The 16,033-nt window shown below is 60.5% G+C and carries 24 protein-coding genes; 15 read left to right on the top strand and 9 right to left on the bottom strand.

Annotation, left to right across the window (positions count from 1 at the left end; translation table 11 throughout):
• Positions 1 to 21: 21 nt before the first annotated feature.
• Entirely contained in the window at positions 22 to 417 is a 396-nt protein-coding gene (locus IB265_RS24950) for a hypothetical protein (RefSeq protein ID WP_246806034.1), read from the bottom strand.
• 50 nt (positions 418 to 467) lie between these two features.
• On the opposite strand from IB265_RS24950, the gene IB265_RS24955 reads away from it, so the two are divergent.
• Positions 468 to 734: a hypothetical protein gene (locus IB265_RS24955; protein WP_113737816.1), complete on the top strand. Its 267-nt coding sequence runs from the start codon at positions 468 to 470 to the stop codon at positions 732 to 734.
• A 141-nt stretch (positions 735 to 875) separates the two neighbouring features.
• Here IB265_RS24955 and IB265_RS24960 read toward each other — a convergent pair whose 3' ends face one another.
• Genes IB265_RS24960 through IB265_RS24970 form a run of 3 tightly spaced genes read right to left on the bottom strand, consistent with a single transcriptional unit; the run spans position 876 to position 2,139 of the window.
• Positions 876 to 1,019 (bottom strand): hypothetical protein, encoded by a 144-nt coding sequence (locus IB265_RS24960; RefSeq protein WP_192495264.1) that lies wholly within the window; start codon positions 1,017 to 1,019, stop codon positions 876 to 878.
• Positions 1,016 to 1,900 carry a GapR family DNA-binding domain-containing protein gene (locus tag IB265_RS24965; RefSeq protein ID WP_192495265.1) on the bottom strand — a complete coding sequence of 295 codons (885 nt, stop codon included), beginning with the start codon at positions 1,898 to 1,900 and terminating at the stop codon, positions 1,016 to 1,018. The genes IB265_RS24960 and IB265_RS24965 overlap by 4 nt, the downstream gene beginning before the upstream one ends.
• Complete coding sequence (locus tag IB265_RS24970; protein ID WP_077961669.1) at positions 1,897 to 2,139, bottom strand: hypothetical protein; 243 nt, start codon at positions 2,137 to 2,139, stop codon at positions 1,897 to 1,899. Before IB265_RS24970 ends, IB265_RS24965 begins: the two co-directional genes overlap by 4 nt.
• Positions 2,140 to 2,243: 104 nt before the next feature.
• Between IB265_RS24970 and IB265_RS24975 the strand changes: the two genes are divergently transcribed.
• From IB265_RS24975 to IB265_RS25020, 10 genes are all read left to right on the top strand, one after another.
• On the top strand, positions 2,244 to 2,969 hold the full coding sequence (locus IB265_RS24975) for a S24 family peptidase (RefSeq protein WP_113737811.1): 726 nt from the start codon (positions 2,244 to 2,246) through the stop codon (positions 2,967 to 2,969).
• Positions 2,970 to 3,583: 614 nt separating this feature from the next.
• Entirely contained in the window at positions 3,584 to 3,817 is a 234-nt protein-coding gene (locus IB265_RS24980) for a hypothetical protein (RefSeq protein WP_113737809.1), read from the top strand.
• Entirely contained in the window at positions 3,817 to 4,053 is a 237-nt protein-coding gene (locus IB265_RS24985) for a hypothetical protein (protein WP_192495266.1), read from the top strand. Before IB265_RS24980 ends, IB265_RS24985 begins: the two co-directional genes overlap by 1 nt.
• Complete coding sequence (locus tag IB265_RS24990; RefSeq protein ID WP_113737808.1) at positions 4,050 to 4,373, top strand: hypothetical protein; 324 nt, start codon at positions 4,050 to 4,052, stop codon at positions 4,371 to 4,373. Before IB265_RS24985 ends, IB265_RS24990 begins: the two co-directional genes overlap by 4 nt.
• On the top strand, positions 4,370 to 4,609 hold the full coding sequence (locus IB265_RS24995; RefSeq protein WP_113737806.1) for a hypothetical protein: 240 nt from the start codon (positions 4,370 to 4,372) through the stop codon (positions 4,607 to 4,609). Before IB265_RS24990 ends, IB265_RS24995 begins: the two co-directional genes overlap by 4 nt.
• Positions 4,609 to 5,583: a hypothetical protein gene (locus IB265_RS25000; protein WP_113737805.1), complete on the top strand. Its 975-nt coding sequence runs from the start codon at positions 4,609 to 4,611 to the stop codon at positions 5,581 to 5,583. The genes IB265_RS24995 and IB265_RS25000 overlap by 1 nt, the downstream gene beginning before the upstream one ends.
• Positions 5,583 to 5,828, top strand: a complete 246-nt coding sequence (locus IB265_RS25005; protein WP_192495267.1) for a hypothetical protein — start codon at positions 5,583 to 5,585, stop codon at positions 5,826 to 5,828. Before IB265_RS25000 ends, IB265_RS25005 begins: the two co-directional genes overlap by 1 nt.
• A complete protein-coding gene (locus IB265_RS25010; protein ID WP_192495268.1) occupies positions 5,825 to 6,784 on the top strand; it encodes a hypothetical protein in 960 nt (319 codons plus the stop codon). Before IB265_RS25005 ends, IB265_RS25010 begins: the two co-directional genes overlap by 4 nt.
• Before the next feature lies 1 nt (position 6,785).
• Positions 6,786 to 7,199 carry a recombination protein NinB gene (locus tag IB265_RS25015; protein ID WP_113737801.1) on the top strand — a complete coding sequence of 138 codons (414 nt, stop codon included), beginning with the start codon at positions 6,786 to 6,788 and terminating at the stop codon, positions 7,197 to 7,199.
• Positions 7,196 to 7,468, top strand: coding sequence for a hypothetical protein (locus tag IB265_RS25020; RefSeq protein WP_192495269.1), 273 nt, complete (start codon positions 7,196 to 7,198; stop codon positions 7,466 to 7,468). The genes IB265_RS25015 and IB265_RS25020 overlap by 4 nt, the downstream gene beginning before the upstream one ends.
• Before the next feature lie 38 nt (positions 7,469 to 7,506).
• On the opposite strand, the gene IB265_RS25025 is transcribed toward IB265_RS25020, so the two are convergent.
• Complete coding sequence (locus tag IB265_RS25025) at positions 7,507 to 7,800, bottom strand: hypothetical protein (protein WP_246806035.1); 294 nt, start codon at positions 7,798 to 7,800, stop codon at positions 7,507 to 7,509.
• A gap of 71 nt (positions 7,801 to 7,871) precedes the next feature.
• Here IB265_RS25025 and IB265_RS25030 point away from each other — a divergent pair, with 71 nt between their 5' ends.
• The 4 genes from IB265_RS25030 to IB265_RS25045 are packed head-to-tail and all read left to right on the top strand — an operon-like array spanning position 7,872 to position 10,039.
• Entirely contained in the window at positions 7,872 to 8,255 is a 384-nt protein-coding gene (locus IB265_RS25030; protein ID WP_113737795.1) for an HNH endonuclease, read from the top strand.
• A complete protein-coding gene (locus tag IB265_RS25035; protein ID WP_113737794.1) occupies positions 8,252 to 8,791 on the top strand; it encodes a DUF1643 domain-containing protein in 540 nt (179 codons plus the stop codon). Before IB265_RS25030 ends, IB265_RS25035 begins: the two co-directional genes overlap by 4 nt.
• Positions 8,788 to 9,027 carry a hypothetical protein gene (locus IB265_RS25040; RefSeq protein WP_162771028.1) on the top strand — a complete coding sequence of 80 codons (240 nt, stop codon included), beginning with the start codon at positions 8,788 to 8,790 and terminating at the stop codon, positions 9,025 to 9,027. Before IB265_RS25035 ends, IB265_RS25040 begins: the two co-directional genes overlap by 4 nt.
• Entirely contained in the window at positions 8,999 to 10,039 is a 1,041-nt protein-coding gene (locus tag IB265_RS25045; RefSeq protein ID WP_113737820.1) for a tyrosine-type recombinase/integrase, read from the top strand. The genes IB265_RS25040 and IB265_RS25045 overlap by 29 nt, the downstream gene beginning before the upstream one ends.
• Before the next feature lie 223 nt (positions 10,040 to 10,262).
• On the opposite strand, the gene IB265_RS25050 is transcribed toward IB265_RS25045, so the two are convergent.
• From IB265_RS25050 to IB265_RS25065, 4 genes are read right to left on the bottom strand one after another with little or no spacing between them, the layout of a single operon-like run.
• Positions 10,263 to 12,107, bottom strand: a complete 1,845-nt coding sequence (locus tag IB265_RS25050) for a TniQ family protein (protein ID WP_192495270.1) — start codon at positions 12,105 to 12,107, stop codon at positions 10,263 to 10,265.
• Positions 12,107 to 13,096: an ATP-binding protein gene (locus IB265_RS25055; RefSeq protein ID WP_192495271.1), complete on the bottom strand. Its 990-nt coding sequence runs from the start codon at positions 13,094 to 13,096 to the stop codon at positions 12,107 to 12,109. Before IB265_RS25055 ends, IB265_RS25050 begins: the two co-directional genes overlap by 1 nt.
• A 2-nt stretch (positions 13,097 to 13,098) precedes the next feature.
• Positions 13,099 to 15,324, bottom strand: coding sequence for a Mu transposase C-terminal domain-containing protein (locus tag IB265_RS25060; protein WP_192495272.1), 2,226 nt, complete (start codon positions 15,322 to 15,324; stop codon positions 13,099 to 13,101).
• A 44-nt stretch (positions 15,325 to 15,368) separates the two neighbouring features.
• Positions 15,369 to 16,019 carry a hypothetical protein gene (locus tag IB265_RS25065; RefSeq protein WP_192495273.1) on the bottom strand — a complete coding sequence of 217 codons (651 nt, stop codon included), beginning with the start codon at positions 16,017 to 16,019 and terminating at the stop codon, positions 15,369 to 15,371.
• Between the last annotated feature and the right edge of the window lie 14 nt (positions 16,020 to 16,033).

Consider the following 16,033-nt stretch of genomic DNA (forward strand, 5'->3'; position numbering starts at 1 on the left):
GAGCCGATACCGCGCAGCTTCTCAGCGATGATCAGCCGTTGCTTCAAGCTGAGCCAACGCACGAATACGGGCGGTCTTTTCGATGAATTCGGCATGATCCCTCTTTGCTGCGCTTAGCAGCTCTCGTTCTTCCTTCGCGGCTTCTGCAGCCGCGTAGAGTTCCATCATCTGCCAGTGGCGAACGACGTCGGTTTCGTTGTTCCACCAAGCTTTGAGACGGCGTTCCGTCCATTGCTTCTTGGGTTCGCCCTTGTGCGGGAAGAGTTTTCGGAGGATTGCCGCAGCCTCGAAAAACATATCGCTGACACGGCCACCGCCGCCGATCGATCTAATGAGGTAGTTTGCAGTCGCAACGTCGCTCATGTTCTTGCATTTCCCGTTCTTCGTCTCGTCCAGAATTCTGGATTTCTTTTCCATGTTTTCGGTTCCCGCCTATGACACAGTGTCTTTGCTAGGAGACACTGCAGATGAGCAGAAACCTTACTGACCAGTCCGAAGAGAGCCTGACCGCGCCAACGGTCGGCGCTCATTCGGAGGTCGAAAATCTCATTCCTTTCCGCAGAGGAATCCGGGCGCCGCATCCCGCCTCTGCCGCCGGTGACGATCCCCTCTCGTCACCGGCCATTCCTTTGGGAACCGCTGTTCAAGCCGTGGTCATGCGCCTGGCGAACAAGCGGATCCGGTTGCGAGTTGAGAGCCCCAGCCGGGAGGAGGAAGACTGGGGCTCTCGTTGATCGCGAGGGAGGAGGAGAACCGCGATCAATCCTTTGGCCGGAAGCCGTTCCGGCGAAATTCGAGTTCGGAAAAGAGAGCGACACCGCCGAGGAGCAGCATTGCGGCGACGACAGTCGCGACGAGCGCAGCAGCAACGAACATCAGGCAGCCCTCTTCTCGGTTTGATCTTCAGGCTGCTGGCTCTCGGCGGCCTTGAACCTGTTTGGACCGGAGCGAATGCCTCTGACCTCGCCCTCAATGAAGCGCTGAACCATCTCGTCGAGGCCGGATGAAATCTTCCTCATGCAAGTTCCTCCGCTGGTTCGCGTTCGCGCATCGCTTTCGCGCATGTGTGGCAGTGGTTCCGGCCATAGCCGCCGCATGCCTCCGGCTGCCGGCAATGCGGCCTCAACGGGGACGGTGGCTTGGCGGTGAAAGAGGTTGCCCGTTCAGCCTCCGGGCCAGAGGGTTCAAGGTTGACGGGGCCTCCTTCGAGACCTGCGCGCTTCGCGCTGCGATCTACATTTTCGCCTCCTTCTTTGGCGCCAGGTTCTGCCTCAGCGCTGGGGACCTCGGCTTCGCCTTGAGAGGCCGAGGCGATTTCGGAATTGGTGGGGAGGTCGACCGAAGCCACCTCCCCGTCATGGCGGCCCTCACGATCCGCAAGCGTCCCGGTTCCAGTCCCGGCAGGAGAGGCTTCGGCTTGCGGACCTGCCTCTGGGGATGGCTCATCGTTGGTCGAGGGCCTCTGGTGCGTCTCTTCTTCCGCCTCTTCCTGCTCGATCATGACGTCGACAGCTGCGGTCAAGACCTTGCGACCGATCTCGGTCTGGACGCCCATGGCGATGGTCTGGACCAGCTTCGGGTCAAGGTTGTCGTCGAGGAACTCGCCGGTCAGCGGGTCAAATTGTTCAATGTTTTCTCGTACGCGGGCGGGCGCAGGCGGATGACCCTCGTAAGCGGCGAGATAGATGTCGAAGATGGCGCCCTGCTCGGCGACCGTCTCGGAACCCTTCTTCGCGACTTTGCGCAGATGAGCGACGACGTTGCCCATTGCGGTCTTGTCGAAGCCCATGCCCTTGGCTTCCGCGTAGATGTCGCGGATGTCGTCGCCGATAACGTCCTGCTCTTCCTTGAGGCGGAGGATGCGGTCGATGAATGCCTTGATCTGACCTTCGGCGCTCATTGGGCGCCCTCCCGTACCGGGAAGAAGTCTTTTTCCTTGAGCGGGATCCTCTTCGACTTGGCGTATGCCAGGATCGCTGGGGCGTCGGTCTGGGGGATTAGCCCACCGGTGCCACCCTTCTCTTTCGGGTACATCCAGCGGTACACCCGGGAGACGTGCTTACCGGTGACCTCGGCCACCTTTTCGATGCCGATCTTTCCGATGATGGATTTTGCGGGGTCGAGATGTTTTTCGCTCATGTCGCGAAATTTGCGATTGTCGCGACAAGAAGTCAATGGGGTCGCAACAATTATTTTGCGATATTCGCGATGGAGTTTTTCGCGGAATCCGCGAGGATCGCCGCATGAGTGACCCACAATATGAACTGAAACAATGGCTTGCGGAGAAAGTCGCGGCTCGCGGTGTAGCTTCAAAGCTCGCCGAAGCAACCGGCATGTCCAACGACAAGATCACGCGATCGAAGGAACTGCATAGCGACGATCCGAAGAAGCGCCGCCAGATCTCCCTGCAGGAGATCGAGGCAATGGCGAAGTTCTTCGGGGAGCTACCGCCTGGCTTCGAGCAGATGACTAACTGGCTGCAAGGCTCCTCGCCTAACGCGCCGGTCGCTCGGCCTATGCCGAAGCCGAACGCGAGCTTCCCGCCTCGCTGGCAGTCGTTCCCCGGCGATACCTCGATACCGCTGCGGGGCCACATCTCTGCCGGCAAGAATGGCCGCTTCATCATGAATGGGCAGGATATCGCCCAGGTGTTTTGCCCGCCCGGGCTTGAGGGCGTCGAAGGCGCCTATGCGGTGCAGGTGGACGGCCGCTCCGGTGAGCCGCGCTTCTTCCACGGCGAAACAGCCTGGGTGAACCCGCATCTCAAAGTGCGGCAAGGCGACGATGTGGTTGTGCAGGTGGTCGAAGACGACGAGGTTTACAGCTACCTCAAGCGCTACGAGTCACGCTCTACCGACCTCGTACGCCTTTACCAGTACAACCCGGGCGAAGGCGAACAGCACGAACTCGAGTTCCCCGCAGACAAAGTTTTTAGCGTCCACAAAGTCGTGTTTCACGCGATGCTCTGAAGCACCTCATCGCACCGCCAAGTCGGGCGAATGGTCAGGTTTCTAAAGGCCGGCGGCTTCTTCGGGCATTCACTGCAACGGATCTTCCGGCACAGCTGCATGTAGTTGTGAACGCCCAGTTCTGCCACCTTCGTCAGGTTATCGAGGCGAAGGATGCGGGAGTGCCCGCAATCATCGCAAGCTACATATACGCTCGCTAGTTCAACGACGAGCCGCAAGGCGTCGGGGTGATCTACGGGAGCGTTACGCATCATTTCTCTCTCCTGCAATGTTCCGTTTTTGTTCTCGTCAAAACAGCAGGAATGCAGCCGAGAGTCGAGTCGATTTTCAGAAATAATTCGCTTGCCACAACAGGTGGCAGATCGACCTGTCGGCGGCCCCAGATGTGCGGTGGAAATGAAAGCTACCGACTCGATACGGCTGAGGTGAAGGCCTGCGCCTAACCAGACGGTCAAAGACGACCTGAAGAACCCGCCCCAAACCGGCGGGTTTTTTATTGCGTCCAATTTCGCGATTTTGCGATTTTGCGTCTGTCGCAAAATTCCCTGTTGACTTATTTTGCGATTGTCGCGAATATCTCTTCATCAGCAAGGCGCTGAGAGAGGACGAAGCAAATGGCGATGGTCACCCGATACAGCATCACCGACGAGGTTGGCCGGTTCCTGACCGCTGAGGGCCTTTTCTCCTACGACGACGCCGATGCAGTCGAGTTCTGGGACGAAGACGAGGCCAACGAAGAGTTGGCCACGAACCCGGAATGCCGCGGCTGCTCGGTCGAGACCTATCAGCGCCTCTCCGATTTCCCCGATTTCACCGCAACGCCCTCGATCGAGAAGGAGGCCGCGTAATGTCCTTCGAGCCCCGCCGCGTGAAGCTGCACGAACTGTACCGCGAGATTGAAGCCCTCGGAGGTGGAGACACCGACCCGGAAGGCGAAGCCTATAACCGAGCCATCCTCGATGCTCTGTCGATCTTGCGCGCCTCCGGCTTCGGCGAAGGCTTTTACGTCGATCAGCGCGAATACGAGAACCGTGGCCGCCTCGCTCGCGAGTTCGCGCCCGTTATCGGAGCGGCGCTGGCATGAGCACGAAGTATCACACCAAAACCCCGCTCCTGATCCAAGTCGCCGGCCTCGATATCGAGTTGGACCTTGAAGTCGAATACTCGATCAGCCGTTACCGCGCCGCGACACTCACTCAGCCCGAGGAGCCGCGGTCGGTCGAGGTCGAGCAGATCCGCGCGATGCTGGAATCTCTAGAGCTCCCTCTCCCCAGCTGGGTTGAGCACGAAATCTACGAGAGCGACGGCTTCAAGAACCACCTTCTCGAAGATGCGGCCGACAAGGATGCCATGGCAGCCGAGGACGCCGCCGAGCGCCGTCGCGAGATGAGGGACGGGCTATGAGCGGCCGCCCTATCCAATACGCGTGCTCGCAAGCTGATCGGTACTGCGAGTGCGGTCACTGCCAGCTGCCGCCGGCCCGCAACATCGACCTGGACGGGCTCGCAGAGTTCAACCGCGCCACCTATGGCGTCGCCACCTTCATCATCCTCCTCGCCGCCCTCCTCGCCTTCATGGCGATCGGCTTTGCGAACACCGAGGAGATCCACCGCAAAATCGTAGCCGAGAGGACCGTCTAATGACCGCAGAAACAAGCATTTGGACTTGGTGGCAGAACGCGCTGGCGGGCAACGTCGGCCCGATGCACGAAGGCGAGCCCCAGCAGGGCTATTACCGTACGCGCTTCAAGGGCGGCCAGTGGGAACCGGTGGCAATCTGGCTCGACGGTGGCGCCTGGCTGGCGATGCGCGGCGAGCGCATGGTCGACGCTGGCGAGGCTTGGAACTTCTGCCGCACGCACCCTGTCAGCTACGAGGCCTATCAGAAGGCCATCGAGGGCGCCGGTTGGGACGACGAGCCGCCGGCACCTGCCGCAGGCCACAATCTGCCGGCCGACCCGTTCGAAGCACTGAAGCTGGAATTTCTGTCCGAGAAAGAGCAAGCCGAGGCGTTCATGAAGACGCCGATCACGACCCAGGACCAAGCCGATAAGGCTGCGATCTGGTCGAAGCGGCTCACCGCCATCAAGACGAAGGCCGAGAACCTGCACAAGGTCGAGAAGCAACCGCACCTCGACGCCGGACGCTCGGTCGACAACAAGTGGCGCTCTCTCAAGGAAGATCCGGACGCGCTCGCCAAGAAGCTGAAGGCGCACGTCACGCCGTTCCTGCAGGAGCAGCAGCGCCTTGAATACGAGCGCCAGCAGCGCGAGCGCGACGAAGCCGAACGGAAGCGTCGCGAGGCTGAAGCACTCGCCGCCCAGGCAGACGTGAGCGACACCGCAGCGCAAGCCGAGGCAGAGCGCTTGCAGCAGGAAGCCGCGAGGCAGGAACACGCAGCGCAGCCGAAGAACGCCAAGGCTGGCCGCACCGGCGCGAGCGTCTCGCTCCGGACCTTCGTCTCGGCTCGCATCGTCGACTACGACAAGGCCATCAAGGCCTTGAGCAACCATCCCGAAATGAAAGCGCTCGTCGAGACGCTCGCCAACCGCGCGATCCGCGCCGGCGTCGAGCTCGACGGTGTTGAGCGCTTCGAAGAGCAGAGGGCCGCCTGATGACAGACGCAACCACCATTTCGCCCGCCGTCGCCGCCGTGAAGTTCAAATGGCAGAAGGACGAGAAGACCTACGACTACTTCATCCCCGAAGGCCTCGTCGTCAACGTCGGCGACAAGGTCATCGTCGAAACGGCCCGCGGCGAAACCACCGTCGAGGTCATGGCGATCAAGGCCGAATCCGAAATGGCCCAGAAGAAGATCGTCCGCGTCGTCGAGCCGGAAGTCGAAGGAGAGAAGGCATGAACAGTCATGTCCCAACTCTGACTGGCGGCGGCAATGTCCTCGCCATCGTGCCTCAGACCTTCGAAGAGACCATGCGGATCTCGCGAGCGGTGGTCGCCTCTGGCCTCGCTCCGGCGGCGCTGATCGGCAAGCTTGAGGGCGATGATGCAGCGGCGGCGGTCGCCGTCGCTATCATGTCCGGCGCTGAGCTTGGCCTGAAGCCGATGGTGAGCCTTCGCAGTTTCACGGTGATCAACGGCAAGCCGGCGCTTTACGGCGACGGCCTGATCAACGTCGTCCGCATGTCGGGCAAGGTCGCGTATCTGCGCACCGGCTGCGAAGATCGCAATGGCAAGATGGTTGGCTTCTGCGAGGCCAAGCGTCTCGACACCGGAGAAGATAAGCGCGTCGAGTTCAGCCAGGATGACGCCGTTCGCGCTGGCCTTTGGCCGTCGAGCCCGACGGTTCGGCGGAAGGTCTGGGAGAACAACCAGCAAGTCTGGAAGGACGTCCCCAACGATACGCCTTGGGCTCGTTTTCCGCAGCGCATGCTTGCCTGGCGCGCCGCCGGCTACTGCCTGCGCGAACTCTTCGGTGACGTCCTTGGCGGTATCCGCGACGAGTTCGAGGTCCGCGAGATCGACGAAGTCGAGACGATGCGCGACATCACGCCAGAGAAGCCGGCACTTCCGCCGAAGCCTCCGGCACCTCCTGCCCCGCCAGCCAAGGCCACCGAAACGGTCGAAACCGCTCCGGTCACCGAGCCGACGGAGCAAGAATTCAACCTCGGTGACTTCCTCGAGCAGATCGAGACTGGTCTCGCCGGCGCCAAGGATGAAACCGACGTCGCCGAGATCTGGAACGACTTCGACGCGCCGGCCGTGCTCGAAACGAACGGCCACGCCGACATGATCGATACGGCCTTCGCTATCCGCGATCGTCGTCTCGCTCAACTCGCACCGTTGAACGGAGGCTGACATGGGCCGCGCGCTTCTGGTTTTGGCGAACGAAACGTTCCGCCGCAAGGCGATCGACTGGATCATGCGCGCGCCAGTCGACACGCGCGTCGAGTTCAAGGGACCGAAGCGCACGACGCCGCAGAACGATCGCATGTGGGCGATGCTCACCGACCTGTCGCTGCAGCTTGCCTGGCACGGCCAGCAACTCACCCCCGAGGACTGGAAGCTCGTCATGTTGGACGCGTTGCGCCGCGAGAAACATGACCAGCTTCGCCTTGTGCCGAATACCGACGGGACCGGCTTTGTCCCACTAGGCACCTCCTCATCTGACCTCTCCAAGGAAGAGATGACCGATCTGATCGAGATCATCTTCGCCTTTGGAGCCCGTCACCACGTGATTTGGTCTGAACCGAAAGCGAAGGCAGCAGCATGATCGATTGGCAGAAAACCGCCTCTCACGTCATCGGCGAGGTTCACCGCAGTCTTGCGCCTGACGCTGATCTAGCCACGCGCAAAAAGGCATTGCGCGCCGCTCGGCCTGGTCTGTTCGCCCAAACGAGCTGGGGCAAGAAGGTCTGGGCGAAGCACTCGCGCAAGTATCTCGAAAAGTTCGGCCTACCGCCGCTCAAGGCGAAGGCCGTCGAGGATCACCTGTCACCACTTGAGCGCATGATCGCCAAGGCAAAGGCAGGTGCAGCATGACGGACCGACATATGCACTTCTCCGGTCCCGCAAACCGCCTATCGGCTGCTTTTCGGCACCTCTTCGTCGAAGCGGGTCTTTTCGCGTCCCGGGTCGTCGTCGAGGATCTCCTCTTCGGTGTCCTCCGGCAGGGCCTCATCCGGTTCCATATTGGCTTCATCGCGGCTTGGAACGGGCGGCACCCGGCCCTGATCGGCCTGCCGTTCGTCGGCATCTGCTCCGGACAAGTCTGGAGACGGAATCGGTTCGAAATCCATTTCCGGCGGCCGTGGCCTCTCGATGGGTGCGGGCATCGGTTCGTCGGTGGCATTTTCGTGTTTCGGTTCGCTCATCATCTGGCTCCTTTCCGGTTGCCAGGTGAACCGGCTGGCGTCGGTAAAGTTCCGCTTGGGGAGGCTGTCTGATGCGCAGCGTCCCCGAATGGATTGCCAAACACGATGACCAGAAGGTGCCCGACCGCGTCCGCCAGCGCGTCTTCGACCGCGAGGGCGGCATCTGCCACCTGACCGGCGAGAAGATCGATCCTGTGCGCGACGAGTGGGATCTAGACCACAAGGTCGCCTTGATCCTCGGCGGCGAGCATCGCGAGACCAATCTTTTTCCGGCCAAAAAAGAGCCGCACCGTCGAAAGACGGCAGTCGAGATGAAGGTCAAATCCAAGATCGCCCGCACCCGCAAGAAGCACCTTGGCATCGCCAAACCCAAATCCAGCCTGTCCCACCCGCGGTTCAAGCGCTGCATGGATGGAACGGTCGTTGACCGCAGAACGGGAGAAATCATTCGATGAGCGACCTTCTCATGACAAGGCGCGCGGTTTTCTCCGAATGCGGCCTGTATCGCTACCTTCTTGAACATGACTTCGGTGGCAGCGGCCCAGTCATATCGCTCGGGATGGTCAACCCGTCCAATGCCGACGACGAGAACAACGATTCGACCATGACCAAAGTCGATGGCTTCGCCGTCCGCCTAGGAGCCAGCAAGGTCAAAGTCTGGAACAAGTACGCCTTCGTAGACAAGGACGTGAAAGCGCTTCGATCGGCTACTGACCCAGTGGGCCCGGAGAATGATGCCTATATCGCACAAGCCGTAACCGACGCCGATATCCATATCGTGGCGTGGGGCCCGCTCTCGAAGCTTCCGAAGCCGTTGCGCAATCGCTGGCTCGCTGTCGCGGATGTTCTGGCCAAGGCCGGAGCCCGGCCCATGTGCTGGGGCATCGCGCTAGACGGGCAGCCGCGCCATCCCTTGATGCTGGCCTACGCTACACCTCTTGTTCCGTGGAGCGCGCCCCGCCAACGCCATACTCAAGGAGGCGAGGAATGACGGCCAGAGCAGCAATCAAGGCGGCCGACCTGAAGCGAATGGCCGACGTCGCCAAGTCGAAGGGCGTCACGGTTTGGATCGAGGTCAACGGCCAACGCGTCGGCGTTTCACCAGATATCCAAGATACCTCCAAGCCTGCTACGGTTGACCTGAAACCTGATGACTTCACATCATTGGCGGATTGGCAGGCGTGGAGAGATCGAGAACGTGCTCGTGAAGCTCAAAGGAATTCATAAGGTCAAGCGCCGGCTGGCGAGCGGAGAGGTCCGCGTCCACTACTACGCCTGGCGCGGCGGTCCGAAGATGGAGGCCGAACCGAACACCGAATCGTTCGCTGCAGAGCTACTGAAGCACCGCGCCGAGAGCGCCCCTGCAGAGGTGAAGACGCTCGACGACCTAATAGACACCTTCCAAAAGAGCCCTGCATTCTCCGCGCTGGCAGAGAAGACCCAGGACGCCCACAAGCATTCGTTCAAGGAAATCCGCAAGGAATGGCCGAAGCTGCCGCTGAAGCTCACACAGCAGCGCGGCATGAAGGCGATGATCCGCAAATGGCATCACACCTTTTCCGCCAACCCGCGGAAAGCCGACCAGATGCTATTCTCCCTCTCCCGGGTCTTCACCTTCGGGATTGACGAAGAGACGATCGAGAAGAACCCATGCACCGGAATCAACCGGCTTTACACGGGATCTCGCAAGGAAAGCGTCTGGACGCCGGAACTGATCGCGCTGTTCCGGGCCAAGGCCAAGGCTCATATGCTCCTTGCCTTCGAAATGGCGATCCACACCGGGCAACGTCAAGGTGATCTTCTATCCCTCACATGGAAGCAATACGACGGCACGCACCTGTCGTTTCAGCAAGGGAAGACGAAAAAGAGAGTTCGCGTGAAAGTTCACAGCAAGCTCAAAGCCATGATCGACGCCCTGCCGAAGGACAAGATGCGAATCATGAACAACTCTCGCGGCCGGCCATGGACGAAGGACGGCTTCAAAACGTCATGGGCGAAAGAGTGTGCCAGGCTGAACAAGGAGAGCGATGGTGTCCAGATTGAGGGCGTGACGTTTCACGACCTGCGCGGCACGTTCATCACCGAACGGCGGCGGGAAGGATCGACGACAGAACAGATCGCGTCGATCACTGGGCACTCGATTGCAGAGGTAGGAAGAGTGCTTGAGAAGCACTATCTGGCGACGGATCAGCAGACCAGCGATGCGGTCATTCTGCGGATGGAAAAGAACATCACGTGAATGAATGCTGTAAACGGCTATGGGAAAGCTGTAAACGGGGTCTAGTATGATTGCGCGGTCTTGGTTTGTCCCTTTTCCCAAATGATTCATTGAAATCATTGGATAATTTTCAGGCCCTCCGAAACATCTTGGGCATCTCGCGGCATTTGATTTGGGCACATTCGGAAGCAAGCCAAAGAAAAACCCGCCGGAGCGGGTTTACGGGATTGTTTGGCAGGTTTCGTCAGACCTCGTATCCGGCTCGAGCCAAGTCTGACCTTCTGTAGAAGCGGGCGATGAAACCTTCGGGTTCGAAGATCGGAGAAAGTCCGGCGTCTTCCAATTCAACCTTGATGGTGGCCCTGTAACCTTGGCGAGATTTGGCGATCTCCGTCAGGGAAGCATGCGCCGCATGGAACTCTGCCAAGGACTTCCGCTCAATGAACTTCACAACATGTCCAGTTTCTCGGCGAACGGTCTGTTGGCGAAGATAACCGCGCTTGATCAAGTCCGCGATTGTGATGGTCGTTGTCCCGAGCGCGAGTTCGGCTTCCTTGAGCCGCATCAGTTCGTCGTCTCCACCGGACAAGGCGTTCCCGTTTCTCTGTTTTCTTCGGGCGTTTGAAGGCATTGATGCGGGCGTAGAAATATGGACCCGTTCAAAGATAGGTCCGCCCCCAGAAACGATGAACGCGTCGATATTTCCATCCAGGACCATTTTGACAAGTCGGTGAAACGGACGACGAACGACAGGAACCGCCGAGGAAAGCGAAAGCAATCCCTCCGCATTACTCACCCCTTCCGATTTCATTGTCAGAGCTTGGATCAATTGGTCCAAGGCACGCTTTGGGATTCTGACAAAGGCTCGCTCGCCGTCGGCCCGCACCTCGACCTGCTCCAGGATGCCGACACCCAAAAGACCGTGTACCATTTCTTCGCTGACGCCCAAGACTTCTCCCGCCTCCCTGCTATTCAGCGTGTCGCGGGCCGCTTGAAGGATCGGCCGCAAAGCGGCGGCATCGAAGTACGTGGAGGCGTCAGAAAGACCATCCCGAAAATCCGGATCATTTGCCTTCATCAAGGCTCTGATCCGATTTTCGGTGAGACCAAACTCGGCGTACGCAGAGCTCACACTGTGGATGTGCCGGGTTTTAACCGGCTTGAGAATGGTCTGCCCCTCTCCAAACGGCATGTTGCACTCGAGGATGTCCTGCACGAGATCGATGACTGGTCCATATGCCCCCTTGTCGAGGTTGCGGCGGAGCCATTTGATCATCGGCCCCACGAACGACTCGGCATAATGGGTTGTCGGCCGCTTGTGATCGATCACGTCCGCAAAAACGCGTCGGATTTCCTCTTCCCCCTTTACCGCGAGGTTGAAGCCCCATTCACGCAGATCGCTCCCCTCGTGCATCCAGGCCCTGACATCGCGGAGGGCCAAGAAGTCACCGAGATAGCGCGAGAACTCGGCCGCGACGTGTGCGTCGAGCTCGTCGAGGAAGCCCTCTCCGCCCTCCATGAACACCCGGTCGCGAAGATACCGATCCAATCGCGGCTGACTGCTCGGGGCAGAAGTCGCCGCGGCGTCCTCGATCAATCCGAGATTGGCATTCACGAACTGAGGGAAGTCGTGGACGTCGCCGGTGGCGTCGACAGCCACTTCCGTCAGCGCGCGTCCGTGAACTGGACATCCTTCGATACCGCGGATCGACCACCATGCACGGCGATAGGCGCGGGACGCCAAGCGTCCCGTCCCGTTTGCTCTGTCCTCCAGCACGCAGTGGGCACAGAAGCGCTGTACTCGCCCCGGCCGCATGTCCTTGCTGAGCGTCGCGCAGCCCATTCGCCATGTGCCGCCAGGGCCGTTTGCCACCGTGGATAGTTGCCTTAGCCGTGCGACTGACACCCCAGACCACTCGCTGACCAGCGACAGGGCATCAGTCTCGCCATGAACGATGGCATTGGCCGTGGTATCCGTATGTGCGAGAAACTCCCGCAGCGACGAATACCCGTTAGCGGCGGCAAGACGGGCGACGAGATCGATCGCCGCTTCGTCGTGGTGATAGGGAAGCGTTACGGGCAGAACCATCACTTGCCTCCCTTGCCAGCGCTGGCCAAGTCGGCCAGCGCGTTGCCGGGATCGATTTCACTCCAGCGCGCGGCGGTGAAGACGTTATCGCTCGGAAGGCACCCGCTGTCACGCTGGTAGTTATGGGCGAAGGCGCGGCGATCAACCGTCCCCTTGCCCTTGTGCATGACGAGGAAGCACGCCGCCTGGACCGCCTCGATGATCTTCCCGTAGCAGCCGCTGTTGGCGGAGCACAGACGGCCGAGGAAGTCATCGGTGCGGAGTTCCTCGGAGAGGTTGAGGCCGCACTTTCCTTCGACGATGTCCGTCAAGACCTGCTTGATGCTGGCCTTGTCTCCGGGGAGGCTCAGCGGGATGAAGCGCATCACCATCGAACGGTTGGCCAACTGCTGATCGCCCGTCAGGAGCTCGGCGAGTTCCGGCATCCCGGAATAGAGCGTATGCAACGGCCAGTCGTCGATCTGCATCAGGCTTTTGAGGCGATCCTGGACGTCGAGGATCGCGCGAGCGCTGGGATGCCGGATCAAATGCTGGGCCTCGTCTACGTGGAGATAGACGATGCCGCGCTCGCGAAGCTGGGTCTTCACGGTTGCGAAAAGCTGGCCCTCAGTCATCTTGGCTTTCGACGGCACCCCGATTGCATCAAGGATCGCCACAGCGAAGTCTTTTGACGTGCACGGCTTAGGTGCCTCGATGCTCAGCAGCGGCCGCACCGTCTCACCATATTCGTTTACCCGCGGCTGAAACTCCGGCGTTTGGCTGAAGTGGTGGCGGAGTGCGAAAGACTTACCGCTGCCTGAGGCTCCGATGAGGAACAGGGCGCGCCGACGCGATCCTACGCCGCGGCGGCAAGCCTCCACGTTGTCGACCAGGTCGCGCAGCATCGTGCCCAACCGGGTGTCGCGCGCGTGTTCGATGTAGCCGCTGTAGACCTCGGCCTTCTTGTCTGCAATCGCGTCGAATGCGATGACGTTCGTAGCGTTTTCCATACTCAGTACTCCTCGTAGTAGTTGTCGGTTGAAGGTTCAGACGATGCGACCTCGGCAGGCGTCTCCTCGACGACCTTTGCCTCGCGGCGCTTGTTCTTCCTGGCGTCCCGTTCGCGGGCCGCGTGGAATTCGGGGATGGCACGGGATTCAGAGACCGATCCGTCGCGGAGCGGGTCTTCCGGCGTTTCGAATGCCTGGATCAGTTCTGGCGTGCTTGCCGAGCGAACAGCCTCCCAGGAACCGAACAGATCATTTTCCAGGATCGCGTAGTGGCTCGCATCCAAGTGCCGCGCGGTCAGGTTTGCCCGCAGCGCCGCGGCTTCCCCGCTCTTACGCAGGCGGTTGATGGCCCGGTACATCGCTTCCAAGCCGGCTTCCGCCTCTGTAGCGTTCTGACGGCGGATATCGCGGCGGGCTGCAATCCACTCAGCCAGCGACACGGAACGGTCGAGGCCGACCATGTTTCGAACAACGAACCACCCCTTGTCGCCGCGAACGGCAATGTGTTCGAGGTTCTCGGGATCGACCTTGATCTCGAAAGCCATCTGGCCGTATTTCGTGCGCTGGCGGTGCAGTTCCTCGTTCCCGTAAGGCACTCCCATGAAGGGGATGCCGTACTCCCCGATGCGACGCTCGTAGCGCTCACCGAAGATGTGCAGCATCTGCTCAGGGTCCTGGCTCGGGAATTCGATGCCGTGTTCCTGGACCGCTCTAATCCAGGCGTTGTGTGGGGTAGCCCCTCCGAGACCGCTATGCGGCTTGTTGTGGTAGATGTCGCAGATCGCGAAGGTGAACAGCCTGACGACCTCGTCCGCCTGCAGGCTGATATGATGCTCGGGATTGTAGTCGCCCTTTTCGGCGATCGAACCGAACGTCCGACCTTCGAAGTAGCTTGCGATCAAAGGGCCGATCGAGTGGAACAGGCTCTCGATGAAGGGGCGAGCCTTGGGATTGCCTGCCTGAGGACGGTTGAACGTGATCCCTCCGGATCGCATCACGGATTCCACCCGTCCGTTGGCAAACTCCTTGCCGTTGTCGCTGAAGACGTCACGCGGCTGGACAAACGCGAACCACGGCGTCTCCGCGCCGACAAACTCCGAGATGTGACGCTTGTCGGTCATGATCATGCGGATCGCAGCGACGGCGGAAACCGCGTTGGGGTTCAAGCTGGCGCGGAAGGCAAGGATGTAGCGGGTGGCGACATCGATCGCGGCCACGAACCAGATGCGCTTGCCTTCGATTGCTGCCCGATACGCAGGCGGAAGCATCGCCCACATGCCGGTTTCGACGAAGAGGGACATGAGGTCGACGTTCCAGAAGTCGATCTCAATGCGCTCGCCGACATGGAGTGCGCTGATGCCCCTCTTGGCAATGCCGAAGTGCTTGAGAGCCGACGCGCGGCCATGGCGGCCGTCCCACTTATCGAAGGCATCGAACTTGGAGATGATCGACTCGAATTTGCTTCGCGTGATCTTCAGAAGCTTGCGCGGGCGGTCGGCGTTTTCTTTCGCCAGTGCCTCTTGGTAGTTGCGGTACACCTGCGCCATGGAAGGCTTGAGCGGCGAAATGTAGCCGCGCGCCGCTTCGTAGGCAAAGGCGAGCGATTCATTGTCCGTGGCCCTCAGGTGGAAGCCAGGCCCATGATGACGGTGAACGATCCCGAGGACCTGCTCGCCGCTCTCGTGATAGCGCTTGTAGTCGCGGCGAAAGGTTTTCACCGACGGCGTCGGGAATGCCTTCACCTCGACCATCTGGTCGGCGCGGGTTTCGTCTTCTTCCTCAAGGCCCAGCATTTCCGCCAGGATTTCCTTGCGCCAGCCGCGGAGCTTCGCCTCGAACGTTTCCTTCGACCATCGCGGCTTCTTTCCCAGCTTTTGGCGTTCCGCATCGAACCGCTCGATGAGCTTTTCACGGAACAACGCGAGGGCGCGCGGCTTGCCCACGATGTCCTCGAAGGTCTGCTCACCGAAGATCGCACGGAGCTTCTGGCTCTCGGGGGTGTTGTGCTTGTAGCGAATCTTCGCGGCTCCGCTGGCAAGCCGCGCGTAGATGTCGCGATGGGGGATGAATACCTCGTGTTCACCGTCGTTTTCGTTGCGGAAGCGGTAGCCGTCCGCGTCACGGTGCAAGGGCAACCAATTGACGTTTTGGTCGGAGTAGCGGTCGTCACGACCCATGTTGACGATGGCGTAGTTGAAGACGTGCGGAAGGGGGAAGGCGTGCGTCATGGCTGGCTCCTTTAAGGGCAACGGAAGGAAGGCTTGGGTTGGGGCTACCGCCGGACCATCACGGTCAGGTCGTCGATCGGTCCCGGCGTTTCAGGTACGAGGACCCGGTCGTCGATCAGCAGAAGGATCGCTGTGCGACGGGCGGCGTGATCGCGGCAGTTGCGAAGCAAATCTCCGAAGCGGAAGTAACCGCTCAGGGTCTGAACAATCGCTAGGGCGCGTTCATACTCGTCGTCGTCGCGCATACGACGGGCACGCATGATGCGCATGGCGTTCTCATAGGCACCATAGGTGGCCTCGCGCTCCGTCATGAGACGGATGTCGTGGACGGCCCCCGCGGTCACGGTGCCGTTCTTGTTCTTGCGGAGGTAGCCTTCGGCCTTGATGCGCGCCATGAGGTCCCGCATCGCCGCCGTTTTGCGGGCGTGCTTAACTGGAACCGCAACCATGTGGCCATCTTCGAAGACGACACAGTAGTCGCAGATGTGCTCGCACCAGACACCATCGGCATCGCGGTAGAGAAGCACGGGATACTGGGAGTAGATCGCCTTCAGGTCCTTGCGAAGCTGAAGGTACGTGGAGACTCGACGCTCGAGATCGCTCTCGTGAAAGAGGACCGTGTTGCGGAAGACCGATGACCCGCGGAGCGTCTTGGCGTGCGTCGCAGGCGGCTTGCGTACCGCATGCGTGGCCACCGGCTCGTTCCAGA

The sequence above is a fragment of the Ensifer sp. ENS10 genome (assembly GCF_014852025.1).
Taxonomy (GTDB): Bacteria; Pseudomonadota; Alphaproteobacteria; order Rhizobiales; family Rhizobiaceae; genus Ensifer.

Excerpts from the sequence above, each read along its gene's own strand:
- IB265_RS24950 (WP_246806034.1), bottom strand. The coding sequence starts at position 417 with ATGGAAAAGAAATCCAGAATTCTGGACGAGACGAAGAACGGGAAATGC.
- IB265_RS24955 (WP_113737816.1), top strand. The coding sequence starts at position 468 with ATGAGCAGAAACCTTACTGACCAGTCCGAAGAGAGCCTGACCGCGCCA.
- IB265_RS24960 (WP_192495264.1), bottom strand. The coding sequence starts at position 1,019 with ATGAGGAAGATTTCATCCGGCCTCGACGAGATGGTTCAGCGCTTCATT.
- IB265_RS24965 (WP_192495265.1), bottom strand. The coding sequence starts at position 1,900 with ATGAGCGCCGAAGGTCAGATCAAGGCATTCATCGACCGCATCCTCCGC.
- IB265_RS24970 (WP_077961669.1), bottom strand. The coding sequence starts at position 2,139 with ATGAGCGAAAAACATCTCGACCCCGCAAAATCCATCATCGGAAAGATC.
- IB265_RS24975 (WP_113737811.1), top strand. The coding sequence starts at position 2,244 with ATGAGTGACCCACAATATGAACTGAAACAATGGCTTGCGGAGAAAGTC.
- IB265_RS24980 (WP_113737809.1), top strand. The coding sequence starts at position 3,584 with ATGGCGATGGTCACCCGATACAGCATCACCGACGAGGTTGGCCGGTTC.
- IB265_RS24985 (WP_192495266.1), top strand. The coding sequence starts at position 3,817 with ATGTCCTTCGAGCCCCGCCGCGTGAAGCTGCACGAACTGTACCGCGAG.
- IB265_RS24990 (WP_113737808.1), top strand. The coding sequence starts at position 4,050 with ATGAGCACGAAGTATCACACCAAAACCCCGCTCCTGATCCAAGTCGCC.
- IB265_RS24995 (WP_113737806.1), top strand. The coding sequence starts at position 4,370 with ATGAGCGGCCGCCCTATCCAATACGCGTGCTCGCAAGCTGATCGGTAC.
- IB265_RS25000 (WP_113737805.1), top strand. The coding sequence starts at position 4,609 with ATGACCGCAGAAACAAGCATTTGGACTTGGTGGCAGAACGCGCTGGCG.
- IB265_RS25005 (WP_192495267.1), top strand. The coding sequence starts at position 5,583 with ATGACAGACGCAACCACCATTTCGCCCGCCGTCGCCGCCGTGAAGTTC.
- IB265_RS25010 (WP_192495268.1), top strand. The coding sequence starts at position 5,825 with ATGAACAGTCATGTCCCAACTCTGACTGGCGGCGGCAATGTCCTCGCC.
- IB265_RS25015 (WP_113737801.1), top strand. The coding sequence starts at position 6,786 with ATGGGCCGCGCGCTTCTGGTTTTGGCGAACGAAACGTTCCGCCGCAAG.
- IB265_RS25020 (WP_192495269.1), top strand. The coding sequence starts at position 7,196 with ATGATCGATTGGCAGAAAACCGCCTCTCACGTCATCGGCGAGGTTCAC.
- IB265_RS25025 (WP_246806035.1), bottom strand. The coding sequence starts at position 7,800 with ATGAGCGAACCGAAACACGAAAATGCCACCGACGAACCGATGCCCGCA.
- IB265_RS25030 (WP_113737795.1), top strand. The coding sequence starts at position 7,872 with ATGCGCAGCGTCCCCGAATGGATTGCCAAACACGATGACCAGAAGGTG.
- IB265_RS25035 (WP_113737794.1), top strand. The coding sequence starts at position 8,252 with ATGAGCGACCTTCTCATGACAAGGCGCGCGGTTTTCTCCGAATGCGGC.
- IB265_RS25040 (WP_162771028.1), top strand. The coding sequence starts at position 8,788 with ATGACGGCCAGAGCAGCAATCAAGGCGGCCGACCTGAAGCGAATGGCC.
- IB265_RS25050 (WP_192495270.1), bottom strand. The coding sequence starts at position 12,107 with ATGGTTCTGCCCGTAACGCTTCCCTATCACCACGACGAAGCGGCGATC.
- IB265_RS25055 (WP_192495271.1), bottom strand. The coding sequence starts at position 13,096 with ATGGAAAACGCTACGAACGTCATCGCATTCGACGCGATTGCAGACAAG.
- IB265_RS25060 (WP_192495272.1), bottom strand. The coding sequence starts at position 15,324 with ATGACGCACGCCTTCCCCCTTCCGCACGTCTTCAACTACGCCATCGTC.